This is a genomic window from Rhodovulum sp. HP10, assembly GCF_047553435.1.
Taxonomy (GTDB): Bacteria; Pseudomonadota; Alphaproteobacteria; order Rhodobacterales; family Rhodobacteraceae; genus Rhodovulum.
The window spans coordinates 3,449,604-3,465,317 of sequence record NZ_CP180201.1; the positions used below are offsets into that span (position 1 = coordinate 3,449,604).

13 protein-coding genes are annotated in these 15,714 nt (G+C 70.1%); 2 read left to right on the forward strand and 11 right to left on the reverse strand.

Annotated elements, in window-relative coordinates; all coding sequences use genetic code 11:
- Positions 1-68 precede the first annotated feature (68 nt).
- Positions 69-2,858, forward strand: coding sequence for an HAD-IC family P-type ATPase (locus tag ACK8CO_RS16165; protein WP_414897293.1), 2,790 nt, complete (start codon positions 69-71; stop codon positions 2,856-2,858).
- 634 nt (positions 2,859-3,492) lie between these two features.
- Positions 3,493-4,431, forward strand: coding sequence for an alpha/beta hydrolase (locus ACK8CO_RS16170; RefSeq protein WP_414897294.1), 939 nt, complete (start codon positions 3,493-3,495; stop codon positions 4,429-4,431).
- Positions 4,432-4,439: 8 nt separating this feature from the next.
- Here the strand turns inward: ACK8CO_RS16170 and ACK8CO_RS16175 are convergent, their stop codons facing one another.
- The 11 genes from ACK8CO_RS16175 to hutI all read right to left on the reverse strand — a co-directional run bounded on the left by ACK8CO_RS16175 (position 4,440) and on the right by hutI (position 15,643).
- Entirely contained in the window at positions 4,440-5,240 is an 801-nt protein-coding gene (locus ACK8CO_RS16175) for an amino acid ABC transporter ATP-binding protein (protein ID WP_080616903.1), read from the reverse strand.
- 3 nt (positions 5,241-5,243) lie between these two features.
- Positions 5,244-5,906 (reverse strand): amino acid ABC transporter permease, encoded by a 663-nt coding sequence (locus tag ACK8CO_RS16180; protein WP_080616902.1) that lies wholly within the window; start codon positions 5,904-5,906, stop codon positions 5,244-5,246.
- A complete protein-coding gene (locus tag ACK8CO_RS16185; protein WP_080616901.1) occupies positions 5,906-6,553 on the reverse strand; it encodes an amino acid ABC transporter permease in 648 nt (215 codons plus the stop codon). The genes ACK8CO_RS16180 and ACK8CO_RS16185 overlap by 1 nt, the downstream gene beginning before the upstream one ends.
- A 78-nt stretch (positions 6,554-6,631) precedes the next feature.
- Entirely contained in the window at positions 6,632-7,444 is an 813-nt protein-coding gene (locus ACK8CO_RS16190; protein ID WP_414897295.1) for a transporter substrate-binding domain-containing protein, read from the reverse strand.
- Between the two features lie 114 nt (positions 7,445-7,558).
- Positions 7,559-8,107 carry a HutD family protein gene (locus ACK8CO_RS16195; RefSeq protein WP_080616899.1) on the reverse strand — a complete coding sequence of 183 codons (549 nt, stop codon included), beginning with the start codon at positions 8,105-8,107 and terminating at the stop codon, positions 7,559-7,561.
- Positions 8,104-9,798, reverse strand: a complete 1,695-nt coding sequence (hutU, locus tag ACK8CO_RS16200) for a urocanate hydratase (RefSeq protein WP_414897296.1) — start codon at positions 9,796-9,798, stop codon at positions 8,104-8,106. The genes ACK8CO_RS16195 and hutU overlap by 4 nt, the downstream gene beginning before the upstream one ends.
- 21 nt (positions 9,799-9,819) lie before the next feature.
- On the reverse strand, positions 9,820-10,962 hold the full coding sequence (locus tag ACK8CO_RS16205) for an acyl-CoA dehydrogenase family protein (protein WP_414897297.1): 1,143 nt from the start codon (positions 10,960-10,962) through the stop codon (positions 9,820-9,822).
- On the reverse strand, positions 10,955-12,151 hold the full coding sequence (locus ACK8CO_RS16210) for a CaiB/BaiF CoA transferase family protein (protein WP_414897298.1): 1,197 nt from the start codon (positions 12,149-12,151) through the stop codon (positions 10,955-10,957). Before ACK8CO_RS16210 ends, ACK8CO_RS16205 begins: the two co-directional genes overlap by 8 nt.
- Positions 12,148-12,942 carry an N-formylglutamate deformylase gene (gene hutG, locus ACK8CO_RS16215; RefSeq protein WP_414897299.1) on the reverse strand — a complete coding sequence of 265 codons (795 nt, stop codon included), beginning with the start codon at positions 12,940-12,942 and terminating at the stop codon, positions 12,148-12,150. The genes ACK8CO_RS16210 and hutG overlap by 4 nt, the downstream gene beginning before the upstream one ends.
- The gene (gene hutH, locus ACK8CO_RS16220; RefSeq protein WP_414897300.1) at positions 12,939-14,459 is read right to left on the reverse strand and encodes a histidine ammonia-lyase; all 1,521 of its coding nucleotides are present in this window, start codon (positions 14,457-14,459) and stop codon (positions 12,939-12,941) included. Before hutH ends, hutG begins: the two co-directional genes overlap by 4 nt.
- Positions 14,453-15,643, reverse strand: coding sequence for an imidazolonepropionase (hutI, locus tag ACK8CO_RS16225; RefSeq protein WP_414897301.1), 1,191 nt, complete (start codon positions 15,641-15,643; stop codon positions 14,453-14,455). Before hutI ends, hutH begins: the two co-directional genes overlap by 7 nt.
- Between the last annotated feature and the right edge of the window lie 71 nt (positions 15,644-15,714).

Here is a 15,714-nt window from a genome sequence, read left to right on the forward strand (position 1 = left end):
CGGGGGCGGCCGACCGTATCGCGGCCGCAGAAGGCGGCTGCCAGACCGGCTCGACAAGGGAGACCCCCATGCCAGACCGTTCCGACCGTCCCTTCCACGCGCTGAGCGCCGACGAGACCCTGGCCGGGCTGTCGGCCGTGCCGGGCGGACTTGCGCCCGACGAGGCCGCCCGGAGGCTGGCCACCCATGGCCCCAACCGTCTGCCCGACCCGCCCGGGCGCAATGCGCTTCTGCGCTTCCTCGCGCAGTTCCACAACGTGCTGATCTATGTGCTGATCGCCGCCGCCGGGGTGACGGCCGCGCTGCAGCACTGGGTCGATACCGGGGTGATCCTGGCGGTGGTGCTGGTCAATGCGGTGATCGGTTTCGTGCAGGAGGGCCGGGCCGAGCAGGCGATGGCCGCGATCCGCGACATGCTGGCGCCGCGCTCGGCGGTGCTCAGGGGCGGGCGCCGGGTGACGGTCGATGCGGCCGATCTGGTGCCGGGCGATGTGGTGCTGATCGAGGCCGGCGACCGGGTGCCGGCCGATCTGCGGCTGATCGAGGCGCGCGGGCTGCGCGTCGAGGAGGCGATCCTGACCGGCGAATCCGTTCCGGTCGAGAAGGCGGTGGCCGCCGTCGCGCCCGAGGCGGCGCTGGCCGACCGGCTGCCGATGCTGTTCAGCGGCACCCTGGCTGCGGCGGGCACCGGGCGCGGCGTCGTGGTGGCGACCGGTCCCGCCACCCAGATCGGGCGGATCAGCGGCATGCTGGCCTCGGTCGAGACGCTGACGACGCCGCTGGTCCGGCAGATGGATCTGTTCGCGCGCTGGCTCACGGTCTTCATCCTGCTGGTCGCGGGCAGCCTGCTGGCCTACGGCTTCCATGTCGGCCACATGTCCTTCGGCGAGCTGTTCATGGCGGTGGTCGGGCTGTCGGTCGCGGCCATCCCCGAGGGGCTTCCGGCGGTGCTGACGATCACGCTGGCGGTTGGGGTTCAGGCGATGGCGCGGCGTAATGCCATCGTCCGCCGGCTGCCCGCGATCGAGACGCTGGGCTCGGTCTCGGTGATCTGCTCGGACAAGACCGGCACGCTGACGCGCAACGAGATGATGGCTGCGCGGCTGGCGCTGGGCGAGGCCGATCTGGCCGTCGCGGGCGAGGGCTATGCGCCCGTGGGAGAGTTGCGTCCTGTCTATGTTGCGGCCGATGTCTCGTCCGGGGCTGAGCCAGGGGCCGAGGCTGGGGCCGGGGGCAGGGAAGGGGGCAGGACAGCCGCCGATCCCGGCCTGCTGGCGGCGCTGGCAAGATGTGCCGCGCTTTGCAATGACGCGGTTCTGCATGAGGGCGGCCATAATAACGGTGGCCTGCAGGAGGCGGGCGGCCTCTGGCGGGTCGAGGGCGACCCGATGGAGGGCGCGCTGCTGGCGCTGGCGGGCAAGATCGGGACGCCCGTCGGCGACCGGACCCGCCGCGACGCCATTCCCTTCGATGCCGCGCATCGCTACATGGCGGTGCTGGTCGACGATCCCGCGGGCGGGGCGGAACTTCTGGTCAAGGGCGCGCCCGAGGCGGTGCTGGCGCTTTGCACCGACCGGATGGCGCCGGGTGGCGGCACCGCTCCTTTCGCGCCCGGGGAGTGGCACCGCAAGGTCGAGGAGCTGGCCGAAGACGGGCTGCGGGTGCTGGCGCTGGCGCGCCGCGCGATGCCCGCCGGGCAGGAGGGGCTGTCGCAGGACGATCTCGACGGGCGGCTCAGCCTGATCGGGCTGGTGGGGCTGATCGACCCGCCCCGGCCCGAGGCCATCGCGGCCGTGGCCGACTGCCATTCGGCGGGGATCCGGGTCAAGATGATCACCGGCGATCACGGCGCGACCGCGCGCGCCATCGCCGCCGAGATCGGGCTGAAGAATACCGACCGGGTGCTGACCGGGGCCGATGTCGAGGCGATGGACGATGCCGAGCTGGCCGCGGCCGCGACCGGCACCGACATCTTCGCCCGCACCTCTCCGGCGCATAAGCTGCGGCTGGTGAGCGCGCTGCAGGCGCGGGGGCTGACGGTGGCGATGACCGGCGACGGGGTGAATGACGCGCCCGCGCTCAAGCGCGCCGATGCCGGCATCGCCATGGGCCGGAAGGGCAGCGCCGCTGCCCGCGAGGCGGCCGAACTGGTGCTGGCCGACGACAATTTCGCCTCGATCGCGGCGGCGGTGCGCGAGGGCCGCACGGTCTATGACAACATCAAGAAGGTGATCAGCTGGACCCTGCCCACCAATGCGGGCGAGGCCCTGACCATCATCGTGGCGCTGTTCGCGGGCATGGCGCTGCCGATCACGGCGGTGCAGATCCTCTGGGTCAATCTCATCACCGCGGTCACGCTGGGCCTTGCGCTGGCCTTCGAGCCCTCCGAGCCCGGCACCATGCGCCGTCCGCCCCGCGCCCGGACCGAGCCGCTTCTTACCGGTGGGCTGATCTGGCATATCCTGCTGGTCTCGGGGCTCTTCGTGCTCGCGGTCTTCGGCATCTTCGCCTATGCGCTCGAGCGTGGCCACGATCCGGTGCTGGCCCAGACCATGGCGATGAACACGCTGGTCGTGCTCGAGATCTTCCACCTGTTCTTCATCCGCAACATCCATGGCACCTCGCTGACCTGGGCCGGTGTGCGGGGCACCCGCGTCGTCTGGGCCTGCGTGCTGACGGTGACGGGGGCGCAGCTTGCGGTGACCTATCTGCCGGTCCTGCAGCCGGTCTTCGGCACAAGGCCGGTGCCGCTCGGGGACGGGCTGCTGATCCTCTGCGTCGGCGCGGTCTTCTTCGCGCTGATCGAGACCGAGAAGCAGATGCGGCTGGCCTTCCGCCGGGCTCTGCCCGAGCGCTGAGAGGCGCGGAGGCGCTGCCGGTCCGGATCCATCTGTCGGGCCTGCGGCGTCCGGGCTTTCGGGGGCGGGTCGTTCGGCCACCGCCGCCACGCCTCGGGAAAGCCGGTGGCCTGTCCCGGATCGGCTCCCGACCGGGGTGGCCTTCCGGGGCTCCGCTCGCCGAGGCCCCTTCGGGCATAACGAGAACGCAGGCAGGGCCTTGAAGGCCGGAACCGGCGGGGTGGGGCAGAGCCGTCCTCGGGTGCGGCCGGTCAATCCGGTCAACCGCTCAGCCCATCAGCCCGGGGAACGTCCCGATTCCCGCGTCGCGAGCCTCTGTCTGGCGATGCCGCGCGACGGCGGATGTCTGTGCCTGCTTTGATGAGGGCGGCACCGGTCCTCCGGTCCCTCTGCGGAAACCCGCCTTGACTGGGGCGCAGATTCCGTCCCCTGTCTGCGTCTGCGTCTGCGTCTGCGTCTGCGTCTGCGTCTGCGTCCGTATCCGGGGACAGGCCCCGCCGCCGCCTTTCCAGCGCCATCGCCGGGCTGTCGCGGAGGGCCAGAGCCCCCGTGCATTCCCTCGACCGGGCAGCTAGCTTGAGGCCTGTCCGACGTGCCGGGATCAAGACGCGCCGGGATCAAAAGGAGACATGTCATGCGCCTGTTCGCGCTTCTTTCGCTTTTCTGCCCGGCCGTCGCGCTGGCCGGGCCGGTGCAGATCGAGGGCCCTGCGGGTCCGCTCGAGGCCGAGGCCCTGGCGGTGGCGGGCGCGCGGGCGGCGGTGGTGATCGTGCCGGGCTCGGGGCCGGTCGATCGCGATGGCAACGCCCCGGCGCTGGGACTGCGCTCGGACAGCTACCGGCTTCTGGCCGAGGCGCTGCAGGCAGCGGGCGTCGCCTCGCTCCGGATCGACAAGCGCGGCTTCGGTGGCAGCGCGGGCGCCATCGCCGACCCGAATGACGTGACCATTGCCGCCTATGCCGGGGATCTGCGCCGCTGGGTGGCGCGCGCGGCCGGGCTTGCGCCCTGCGTCTGGATCGCGGGCCATTCCGAGGGCGGGCTGGTCGCTCTGGTGGCGGCCGGGGAGCCGCCCGAGGCGCTGTGCGGGCTGATCCTGATGGCGACGCCCGGCCGCCCGGTCGGGCAGTTGATGGTCGAGCAGATGCGGGCGCTTCCGGGCAATGCGCCGCTGATGCCCGAGATCGAGGCCATGGTCGCGACGCTGGAGGCGGGTGGCCGCCGCGATCCCGAGACCTTGCCGCCGCCGCTGCGGCAGCTGTTCGCGGCCGGGCTGCAGGACTACATGGCCGATCTCTTCGTCTATGATCCGGCGGCGCTGGCAGAGGGCTGGCGCGGCCCTGCGCTGATCCTTCAGGGCGGGGCCGACATGCAGGTGCGGCCGGAGGATGCAGACCGGCTGGCGGCGGCGATGCCGCAGGCGCGGCGGGTCGACCTGCCGGGCGTCACCCATATGCTGAAGGCCGATCTGCCGGGTCGGCCCTACGTCACCTATACCGAGCCCACGCTACCGCTGGCCCCGGGCGTCGTTGCGGCGATCCTGGAGGCGGTCGAAGGGACCGCCGAAGGGCGGTAACGGCGCGGTCAGAAGTCGAGCGAGTTGCGTTCGCGATAGCCCTGCAGGAAGCTTGCCAGCCGCTGATCGGTCGGGTGCTGGAATATCTCGCGCGGGGCGCCGGCGGCAACCAGTTCGCCGCGCTCCATGAACACCACGCGGTCGGCCACATGGGCGGCAAAGCCCATCTCATGGGTGACGACGACCATGGTCATGCCCTCGGCGGCAAGCTGCTTCATCACCGCCAGAACCTCGCCCACAAGCTCGGGGTCGAGCGCGCTGGTCGGCTCGTCGAACAGCATGATCCGGGGCTCCATGGCGATGGCGCGGGCGATGGCCACGCGCTGCTGCTGGCCGCCCGACAGCCGGCTGGGATGGTTGCCCTCCTTGTCGGCGAGCCCGACCTTGGCCAGCGCCTCCCGCGCGCGTTCGGTCGCCTCGGCATGTTTCAGCCCGCGCACCCGCTCGAGCCCCTCGGCCACGTTCTGCAGCGCGGTCATGTGCGGCCAGAGGTTGAACTGCTGGAACACCATGCCGATGTCGCGCCGCATCTCGCGCAGCCGCCGCCCGGACATCCGCTTGCCGCCGGGGGTCTCGTAGCCGATCAGCCGGTCGTCGATGCGCACCTCGCCGCTGTCATATTCCTCGAGGAAGTTGATGCAGCGCAGCAGCGTCGACTTGCCCGATCCGGACGGCCCGATCAGGCAGGTCACCTTGCCGGGCGGAATGTCGAGCGTGATGTCCTTCAGCGCATGGAAATCGCCATAGAACTTGTTGACCGCGCGCAGATGCGCCGAAGCAGGGGTGGTGGCGGTGGGCTCGGGGGACATCGATCAGCTTTCTTCGAGAAGATAGTGGGTGAAGCGGCGTTCGAGGCGGCGGCCAAAGCGCGAGATGACCTCGACGAAGCCCCAGAAGAACAGGGCGAGGATCAGGATCGGCAGGACGAATTCGAAGGTCTCGCTCATCATGGTCTGGGTCTGGAACATGATCTCGGGCACGGTGATCATCGACAGGATGACGGTCTCCTTGGTCAGGATGATCGCGAAATTCACCAGTGCCGGCAGGGCCGAGACCATCATCACCGGCAGCATGATGCGCCAGACGATGGTGCGTCCGGGCAGGCCGATGGCGCGGGCGGCCTCGATCTGGCCCCTGGGCACGGCATCGAAGCCCGCGCGCAGGATCTCGGTGAAATAGGCCGCGCCGTAAAGCGACAGCCCAAGCACGCCCGCCGGCAGCGCGTCGAGCCTCAGCCCGATCAGCGGCCCGCCATAGTAAAGCACGAAAAGCTGGACGAGGAAGGGCGTGCCGCGGATGAATTCGACATAGGCCCGGATCGGCCAGCCGACCCAGATCCGGGGCCCGAAGCGGCGGGCCATTTCCAGCAGGAAGCCCAGCACGAGCCCGCCCGCGGTGCCCAGCACCCAGGTCAGAAGCGTCAGCCCGAAGCCGGTCAGAAGGTCGGGGCCATAGCGGTGCAGCATCTCCAGCATCAGACCGTCAGCCTCCGTTCCAGCAGCCGCCCGGCGGCGGCGATCACCAGGTTGATCGCGAGATAGAGCAAGGCGGCGGCCAGGTAGATCTCGAGATAGCGATAGGTCGAGGAGGCGATCGACTGGCTCATCCGGGTGATCTCGACGATGCCGACGACGGTCACCAGCGAGCTGGCCTTCACCAGCAGGATCAGCTCGTTGACGATGGCGGGCAGGCCGATCTTGAGCGCCTGCGGCAGCAAGACCCGGACCCAGAGATTGCCCGGGCTCATGCCGATGGCGAGCGCGGCCTCGGCCTGGCCCTTCGGAATGGCGTTGATCGAGCCGCGCAGCACCTCGGCCAGATAGGCCGCGGCGCAGAGCCCGACGGTCAGGACGGCGGCGGCCAGCGGCGGCACGTTGATGCCGATGACCGGCAGCAGGTAATAGGCGACCAGCAGCTGGATCAGCAGCGGCACGCCCCGGAAGAAGCTGACGTAAAGCCCGGCCACACGGCGCAGCGCCCTGCGTTTGGACAATGCCGCCGTGCAGAGGATCGCGCCGAGGATCAGCCCCTGCAGGCAGCCAAGGACCGAGATCAGCAGCGTGTAGCGCGCGGCGCCCAGAAGCACCGGCAGGTTCTCGATGATGGTCTGAAAGGAAAACACGGGCGGACCGCTCCCTGGCTGGTGGGCGGGCCGGCACCTGTCCGGCCCGCATGATGCCTGTGGAAAAGGCGCGAGCGCTCAGAGCTCGGGCATTTCCTGCGGAAGCTCGGTCGCGGTGCCGAACCATTTCTCCTGCAGCGCGGCCATCCGTCCGTCATCCTGGATCTTGATCAGCGCCTCGTTGATCGCGGCGACCAGCGTGTCGCCCTCGCCCTTGCGCGCGACCCAGGCGAAATAGGTGGGCTTGCCGAAGGGCGGCTTGACGACCGCGAATTGCTCGGGCCGGCTCTTGGCGAGATAGTCGAGAAGCGGCGCCGAGCCCGCCACCGCGTCGAGACGGCGGGTCATCAGATCGGCATAGGCCTCGTCGGGCGTGCCGTATTCCTTGATCTTGATGCCGCCGATCTTCTCGGCATAGGCCTCGAGCTGGGCCTGCTGGGCGGTGCCCTTCTGCACGCCCACAGTCTTGCCCTTGGCGTCTTCGGGCGTTTCCATGTTGCCGCCGGTGCGCTGCACGAAGGCCACGGTCGAATCCGAGATCGGCAGGGTGAAGGCATAGCGTTCGGCGCGCTCGGCGGTCATCGTCACCGGGGCCAGAACGAAATCGAACTTGTTGACCTCGAGACCGGGCAGGATCGAGGTCCAGGGCAGGTCCTGATATTCGGGGGTGACGCCCAGCTCCTTGGCGATCTCGTCGAAGAGGTCGCGGTCGAAGCCGACATATTCGCCCTTCTCCAGCATGTCGAACGGCGCGTAATGCATCTCGGTGGCGGCCACGATCTTGCCGGCGGCCCGGATGTCGGACAGCTGGTCGGCCAGCGCGCCGGAGGCGCTCAGCGCCAGGGCGCTGAGCCCGAAAAGCGCGGATTTCATCGAAAGACGAAGCGTCATGGTTCTCTCCTGTTGGCGGGGCCGGTCGTGTTGGCCGGCGCCCCGCCCCGGAAGGCGCCGGAAGTCTCGGGCCGGGCGCCGTGTATCCGGCGTCCCGGCAGGGTCATGGCCGGGTCATGGCACAAGTCGCAGGCAGACCGCCAGCACCGGCGCATCCCCGACCGTTCCACCCAGGTCCCGCCCCGGATCGGACATGAGCGCCTCGCCGGGTGCAAGGGCAAAACCGCCGACGGCGACCGGGTTTTGCCGCGCGAGCAGCACCCGCGTGTCGCGCGGGGCCGGTTCGCCTGCCGAAAGGGCATGGACCGCATGAACGGCCCGGCCGCGTCGTGTCATGACGTTGAAGTCGAGGATCGCGCCCGCGTCCAGCCGGGCCGTCACCGGGGCTTCGCCGGGGAAGGAGAGGGGGGCCGAGTCTTCGCCCAGCTTGACCTCTCCCGCGCCGAAATCGAGGCGCATGCCCCGGCCCTCCAGCACCGTCAGGGTGCGGTCGATGCCGGGAAAGGCCGAGAACGGTCCGTCAGAGGCGACCTCGGCCAGGCTCATCCGCCACAGCATGTCCTGAAAGCCCGCGCCTTCGGGGAAGGCCGCCAGTTCCCAGGTCAGCCCGCCCCCGTTCTTCCAGGGCGTCGGCGTCAGATCGCTGCGGCGGATCTGCCTCATTTCAGGATGCCCGGAAGGGTCAGCCCGTGCTCGCGCGCGCAGTCGAGCGCGATCTCGTAGCCCGCATCGGCATGGCGCATGACGCCGGTCGCCGGGTCGTTCCAGAGCACGCGTTCAAGCCTGCGGTCGGCCTCTTCCGTGCCATCGCAGCAGATCACCATGCCCGCATGCTGGCTGAACCCCATGCCGACGCCGCCGCCATGATGCAGCGACACCCAGGTCGCGCCCGAGGCGGTATTGAGCAGCGCGTTCAGGAGCGGCCAGTCGCTGACCGCGTCCGAGCCGTCCTTCATCGCCTCGGTCTCGCGGTTGGGCGAGGCGACCGAGCCGCTGTCCAGATGGTCGCGGCCGATCACGACCGGCGCCTTCAGCTCGCCGTTGCGCACCATCTCGTTGATCGCGAGCCCCGCCCGGTGGCGTTCGCCAAGCCCGATCCACATGATCCGCGCGGGCAGGCCCTGGAAGGCGATCCGCTCGCGCGCCATGTCGAGCCAGCGATGCAGCCCGGTATTTTCCGGGAACAGCTCCTTCATCTTGGCGTCGGTCTTGTAGATGTCCTCGGGATCGCCCGACAGCGCCGCCCAGCGGAACGGCCCCACGCCGCGGCAGAAGAGCGGGCGGATATAGGCCGGCACGAAGCCCGGGAAGGCGAAGGCATCCTCGAGCCCCTCTTCCAGCGCCATCTGGCGGATGTTGTTGCCGTAATCGAGGGTCGGGATGCCCGCGTTCCAGAATCCCACCATCGCGGCGACATGCTCCTTCATGCTGGCCCGCGCGGCCTTGGCGACGCCCTTCGGGTCGCTCTCCTGCCTGGCGCGCCACTCGGCCACGGTCCAGCCCTTGGGCAGATAGCCGTGGAACGGGTCATGGGCCGAGGTCTGGTCGGTGACGATGTCGGGTCGGCCGTTCGGCAGCGGCTCGCCCGCCTGCATCCGGCGCAGGATCTCGGGGAAGACATCGGCGGCATTGCCGATCAGCGCGACCGACTTGGCCTCGCCCGCTTCGGTCCAGCGCCCGATCATCGCCAGCGCCTCGTCAAGGCTGTGGGTCTTCTCGTCGCAATAGCGGGTGCGGATGCGGAAATCGGCATGATCTTCGTCGCATTCGACCGCCAGACAACAGGCCCCCGCCATCACCGCGGCCAGAGGCTGCGCGCCGCCCATGCCGCCAAGACCGCCGGTCAGGATCCATTTGCCCTTGAGATCGCCGTCATAATGCTGGCGCCCGGCCTCGGCGAAGGTCTCGTAGGTGCCCTGCACGATGCCCTGCGCGCCGATATAGATCCAGGACCCGGCCGTCATCTGGCCGTACATCGCCAGCCCCTTGCGGTCGAGCTCGTTGAAATGCTCCCAGGTGGCCCAGTGCGGCACGAGGTTCGAGTTGGCGATCAGCACGCGCGGGGCGTCGCGATGGGTGCGGAAGACGCCCACGGGCTTGCCCGACTGCACCAGCATGGTCTGATCGTCCTCGAGCGATTTCAGGGTCTCGACCATCAGGTCGAAATCCTGCCAGGTGCGCGCGGCGCGGCCGATGCCGCCATAGACCACCAGCTCATGCGGGTTCTCGGCCACGTCGGGATGCAGGTTGTTCATCAGCATCCGCATCGGGGCCTCGGTCTGCCAGCTCTTCGCGGTGATCTCGGGCCCCGTCGGCGGGAAGATGTCGCGGGTGTTGTGGCGCGGATTGGTCATGGATCGGGTCCTTTCGGAAGCTCAGGCCAGAAGACGGCCGGCAATGATGTTGCGCTGAATTTCGGACGAGCCCTCGTAGATGCGCATGATGCGCAGGTCGCGGGCATGACGTTCGAGCGGGAAATCGTGGGTGAAGCCATAGCCGCCATGGATCTGGAGCGCGGTATCGGCGATCCGGCCGGCGGCCTCGGAGGCGTAGAGCTTGGCCTTCGAGGCGGCGGTGGTGAAGCGCAGCCCCGCCTGCCGCTGCCGGGCGGCCTCGTGGCCCAGAAGCTCGGCCGCCGACAGCTCGGTCGCCATGTCGGCCAGCATCCACTGGATGCCCTGCCGGCTGGCGAGCGGCTCGCCGCCGATGATGCGGGTCTTCGCCCAGTCGCGGGCCTCGGCGAGGGCCGCGCGGGCGATGCCGACGGCCATGGCCGCGACCTCGGTCCGGCCGTTGTCGAGCACCTTCATCGCGGTCTTGAAGCCCGAGCCCTCGGGGCCGACGCGGTTGGCATCGGGCACGGTCACGTCGAGATCGAGTTCCCAGACATGGCCGCCCTTCAGCCCCATGGTCTGCTCGACCCGGCCGGGCACCAGTCCGGGCGTGCCCTTCTCGACCACGAAGGCCGAGATGCCGCGATGGCCCGCCTCGGGGTCGGTCACGCAGAAGACGACGACGAAATCGGCAACGCCGCCATTCGAGATGAAGCATTTCCGGCCCTTGATATGCCAGCTCTCGCCGTCCCGCGTGGCGCGGGTGCGCATGTCGGCCGGGTCCGAGCCGGCATTGGGTTCGGTCAGCCCGAAGGCGCCCAGCATCCGGCCCTCGGCCGCCGCCGGAAGGAAGCGCGCGCGGATCGCGTCATCGCCGCCCAGCAGCAGGCTGTCGGTCGCGAGGTAATGCGCGGTCAGCGCCGAGACCGTCGAGCCGCAGCCGCCCGCGACCGCCGCGACCGCCTCGAACAGGGCATGGGCCGAGATGTCGGCACCGCCCCAGCGCTCGGGCAGGTTCGCGCCCATCATTCCGGTCTCGGCCAGCGCCGCCAACTGGGCATGGACGAAGGTGCCCGTGCGGTCGGTCTCGCCCGCCTGCGGGGTCAGCACCTCGGCGGCAAACCTCTCCAGCATGTCGAGGAACTGGCATTCCTCGGCGCTCAGCAGATGGTCGAACTCACGCATCCTCATACTCCCTGACAATTCCGGCGGCCACGAGCCCCGCGATCTGGTCCCGATCGAGCCCGAGCCCTTCCAGCACCGCGCGGGTGCCGCTGCCCAGTGCGGGCGCGCCGGTCCCGGCCAGCGGCGCCTGCCCGTCGAAGCGGACCGGCTGGCCCACCACCGGGGCCTTGCCCAGCCGGGGATGGGGCAGCTCGCTCACCAGCCCGCGCGCCGCGGCATGATCCGAGCCGAGCTGATCGGCCAGCGTCAGGATCGGCGCGGCAGGCACCTTGGCGGCCGACAGCGCCGCGACCGCTTCGGCGGCGGGGCGGGGGCCGGTCCAGGCCTCGATCATGGCGCGGATCTCGGGCTCATGCGCGGTGCGCAGTTCGTCGGTGGCAAAGCGCGGATCCTCGGCCGCTTCGGGCCGGCCGATCGCGGCACAGAGCCCCGCGAACTGGCGCGGGCTCAGCACGGCGATGACGACATGGCCGTCCGCGGTACGGAAGGCGCCGAAGGGGGTCGAGAACGGATGGCGGTTGCCGACGCGGGGCACCGGGGCATTGGCGTAAAGATGCAGCGCGTGGCTCGTCGGCAGCATCGCCACCAGACAATCGAGCATCGCGACATCGAGCGTCGCGCCCTTGCCGCTGCGGCCCCGGCCGACCAGCGCCGCGAGGATCGCGATGACGGCGTAAAGCCCGGCCGCGACATCGCCCAGCGCCTCGCCCACCTTCAGGGGCGCGCCGCCTTCCTCGCCGGTCGCGGCCATCCATCCCGACATCGCCTGCACGACGATGTCATAGGCGGGCAGGTCCGCCGCGGGCCCCGATTGCCCGAAACCCGAAATCGCGCAATGGACGAGGCCGGGATTGTCGCGGCGCAGATCCTCGGCGCCGAGGCCCAGCCTTGCGGCGACGCCGGGGCGGAAATTCTCGACCACCACGTCGCAACCGGCGGCAAGCCGGCGCGCCAGGGCCTGCCCCTCGGGCGCCTTGAGGTCCAGAACGACCGAGTGCTTGCCGCGATTGCTCAGCGAGAACAGCGCGGATTCGCCGTCGCGGAACGGGCCGATATGGCGGTATTCGTCTCCCCGGGGCGGCTCGATCTTGATCACCTCGGCGCCCAGATCGGCAAGGATCGCGGTCGCGAAGGGGCCCGCAAGGACCCGGGTCAGATCGAGGATGCGGAGGCCTTCCAGCGGCTTCACAGGGCCAGCTCCGGCGCCAGCGCCTCGATCCGGGCAAGGAGCTTGGCCAGGTGCGGGCGCAGCCGCGCCGCCTTGTCGGGGTCGAGCGCGAAGGGCGCGGCCTCGGCGGTCAGATGGGTCGATTGCGCCAGTTCCATCTGGATCGCGTGCACCCCGGTCTCGGGCCGCCCGTAATGGCGCGTGGTCCAGCCGCCCTTGAAACGGCCGTTCTGCACATGGGTATAGCCCTCGGCCGCAGCGCAGACGCCTGCGGCGGCCTCGGAGATCTCGGGCGCGCAGGTCGTGCCATTGGCGGTGCCGATGTTGAAATCGGGCAGGGTACCCTCGAACAGATAGGGAATGACCGAGCGGATCGAGTGGCAGTCATAGAGGATCGCGACGCCATGGCGGGCGCGGACGCGGTCGATCTCGGCCGCAAGGGCGGCGTGGTAGGGGGCGTGGAACTCGGCCAGCCGCCGGACGGTCTCGGCCGCGTCGGGGGCGGTTTCCCAGATCGGTTCGCCGTCGAAATCGGTCAGCGGCACCAGACCGGTGGTGTTCTGCCCGGGATAGAGGCTTTCATCCTCGGGCGGGCGGTTGGCGTCGATCACGTAGCGGTGGAAGGTGGCGCGCACCGTGGTCGCCCCGGGCAGGAGCCCGTCGTAAAGCTCATGCACATGCCAGTCGGTATCGGTCAGCTCGCGCCCCCGGTCATTCAGCCGGGCAAGGATATCCGAAGGCACATGGGTGCCGGTATGGGGCAGTCCGAGGATGACGGGGCTGTCGCCCCGGGTCACGTCGACGGGGCTCATGCGGGCATCTCCAGTCCTGCGGCGGCGACGAGGCTGCCGGTTTCGATCAGCGCCTGCGCCCGGGCAAGGTCGGGGGCGAGGTAGCGGTCCGCCCCCATCGTCGCGACCTCGGCGCGGATCGCAGCCAGCGCGCGTTTCAGCGGCTCGGAGGTCGTCAGTGGCGCGCGGAACTCGATGCCCTGGCCCGCGCAAAGCGCCTCGACGCCAAGGATCACGGCAAGGTTGCGGGTCATGCCGCCCAGACGGCGCGCGGCATGGGCGGCCATGCTGACATGGTCTTCCTGATTGGCGCTGGTGGGCGTGCTGTCGACCGAGCAGGGCGCGGCCAGATGCTTGTTCTCGCTCATCAGCGCGGCGGTGGTGACCTCGGCGATCATCAGCCCGCTGTTCAGCCCGGGTTCGGGCGTCAGGAAGGGCGGCAGGCCGAAGCTGAGCGCGGGGTCGACCATCAGCGCGACGCGGCGCTGGGCAATGGCGCCGATCTCGGCCACGGCAAGCGCGATCTGGTCGGCGGCGAAGGCCACGGGTTCGGCGTGAAAATTGCCGCCCGAGACGATCGAGCCGTCCGACAGCACCAGCGGGTTGTCGGTCACCGCATTGGCCTCGGTCTCAAGCGTCTGCCCGGCAAAACGCAGCAGATCGAGCGCCGCGCCCGTCACCTGCGGCTGGCAGCGGATGCAGTAGGGGTCCTGCACCCGGGCATCGTCCTCGCGGTGGCTTTCGCGGATCTCGCTGCCCTTCAGGAGCCCCCGCATCGCGGCGGCGACGTCGATCTGGCCGCGATGGCCGCGCAGGGTGTGGATCTCGGCGCGGGTCGGCGCGGTCGAGCCCATGATGGCATCGGTCGACATCGCGCCGGTGACGATGGCGGCGCGCAGGCACGCCATGGCGCGGAACCAGCCGGTCAGGGCCAGCGCGGTCGAGACCTGGGTGCCATTGATGAGCGCGAGCCCCTCCTTGGCGCCGAGCGTGACGGGGCTCAGCCCCGCGCGGGCCAGGGCCTCGGCCCCGGGCAGGGTCTCGCCCTGATAGATGGCCTCGCCCGCGCCGATCATGACGGCGGCCATATGCGCCAGCGGCGCCAGGTCGCCCGAGGCGCCGACCGAGCCCTGTTCCGGGATCGCGGGGGTCACGCCCGCCTCGAGCATCGCCTCGATCAGCGCGACGATCTCGGGCCGGACGCCCGAGGCGCCGCGCCCGAGGCTCAGGAGTTTCAGCGCCATCACCAGCCGCGCGGTCGCGATGTCGAGAGGCGCGCCGACGCCGCAGCAATGCGACAGGATCAGGTTGCGCTGCAGCGTGGCGGTATCCTCTGGGGGAATGCGGACCGAGGCGAGCTTGCCGAAGCCGGTATTGACCCCGTAGACCGCCTGCCCGCCACCCGCTGCGGCGGCGATGCGCGCGGCCGAGGCGGCGATGGCGGGGCGGGTGTCCTCGGCAAGCCGGGCGGGGCGTGCGTCGCGCCAGAGCGTTTCCAGTTGGGCGAGCGTGGTCTCGCCCGGTATCAGCGTCAGCATTTGCATCCCTCGAAATAACGGGCGTGAAGCGGGTTGAAGCCGATCCGGTAGGTCAGTTCGGCCGGTTCGGCGATGTCCCAGACGGCAAGATCGGCGCGCAGGCCCGGCGCCAGCCGGCCGCAATCGGTCAGCCCCAGCGCCCGGGCGCCGTTCGCCGTGACGCCGCGCAGGCATTCGTCCGGGGTCAGCCGGAACAGCGTCGCGGCCATGTTCATGCTCAGCAGAAGCGAGGTCAGCGGCGAGGTGCCCGGGTTGCAATCGGTCGCCAGCGCCATCGCGGTGCCTGCCTCGCGGAAGGCGGCGACGGGCGGCATCTGCGTCTCGCGGAGCGTATAGAAGGCGCCGGGCAGCAGCACCGCGACCGCGCCCGCCCGGGCCAGCGCCGCGGCATCGGCGGCATCGGCATGTTCGACATGATCTGCCGAGAGCCCGCCGCGTTCGGCCACCAGCAGGCTGCCGCCCAGATGCGAGAGCTGCTCGGCATGAAGCTTGACCGGCAGGCCCAGCTCGGCCGCGACGTCGAAGATCCTGGCCATCTGGGCAGGAGAGAAGGCGATGCCCTCGCAGAAGCCGTCGACCGCATCGACCAGCCCCTCGTCATGGGCGACCCGCAGCCCCCCGATCACGATCTCGTCGATATAGGCCTCGGCACGGTCCTTGTATTCGGGCGGCAGGGCATGGGCGGCGAGCCAGCTGGTCACGATCCGGACCGGGCGTTCGCGGCCCAGCCGCCGCGCCGCGCGCAGCATCTTCAGCTCGTCCTCGACGGTCAGCCCGTAGCCCGACTTGACCTCGACCGTGCCCGCGCCCTCGGCCAGCAGGCAATCCAGCCGGGGCAGGGCGGAGGCCACAAGTTCATCCTCGGAGGCCGCGCGGGTCGCGGTGACGGTGGAAAGGATGCCTCCGCCTGCCCGCGCAATCTCTTCATAGCCGGCGCCTTCCAGCCGCATCTCGAATTCGCGGGCGCGGCTGCCGCCATAGACGAGATGTGTATGGCAATCGACCAGCGCGGGCGTGAGCAGACGGCCGCCCAGATCCTCGATCGGGCCGCCCTCGGGGGCCGGGCCCTCGCCAAGCGCCGCGATGCGGCCGCCCTCGATCCTGAGCCAGCCCCGCTCGATCCGCCTCGGCGCGTTCTGGCCGAGTGGCAGGATGGTCGCATTGGCAAGGGTGAGATCTGTCATGTTATCGGCTCCTCCTTGATTCGAGATTATATGTCTGCACATAATAATCAAGTCAAACTCGGAGGGTCAGG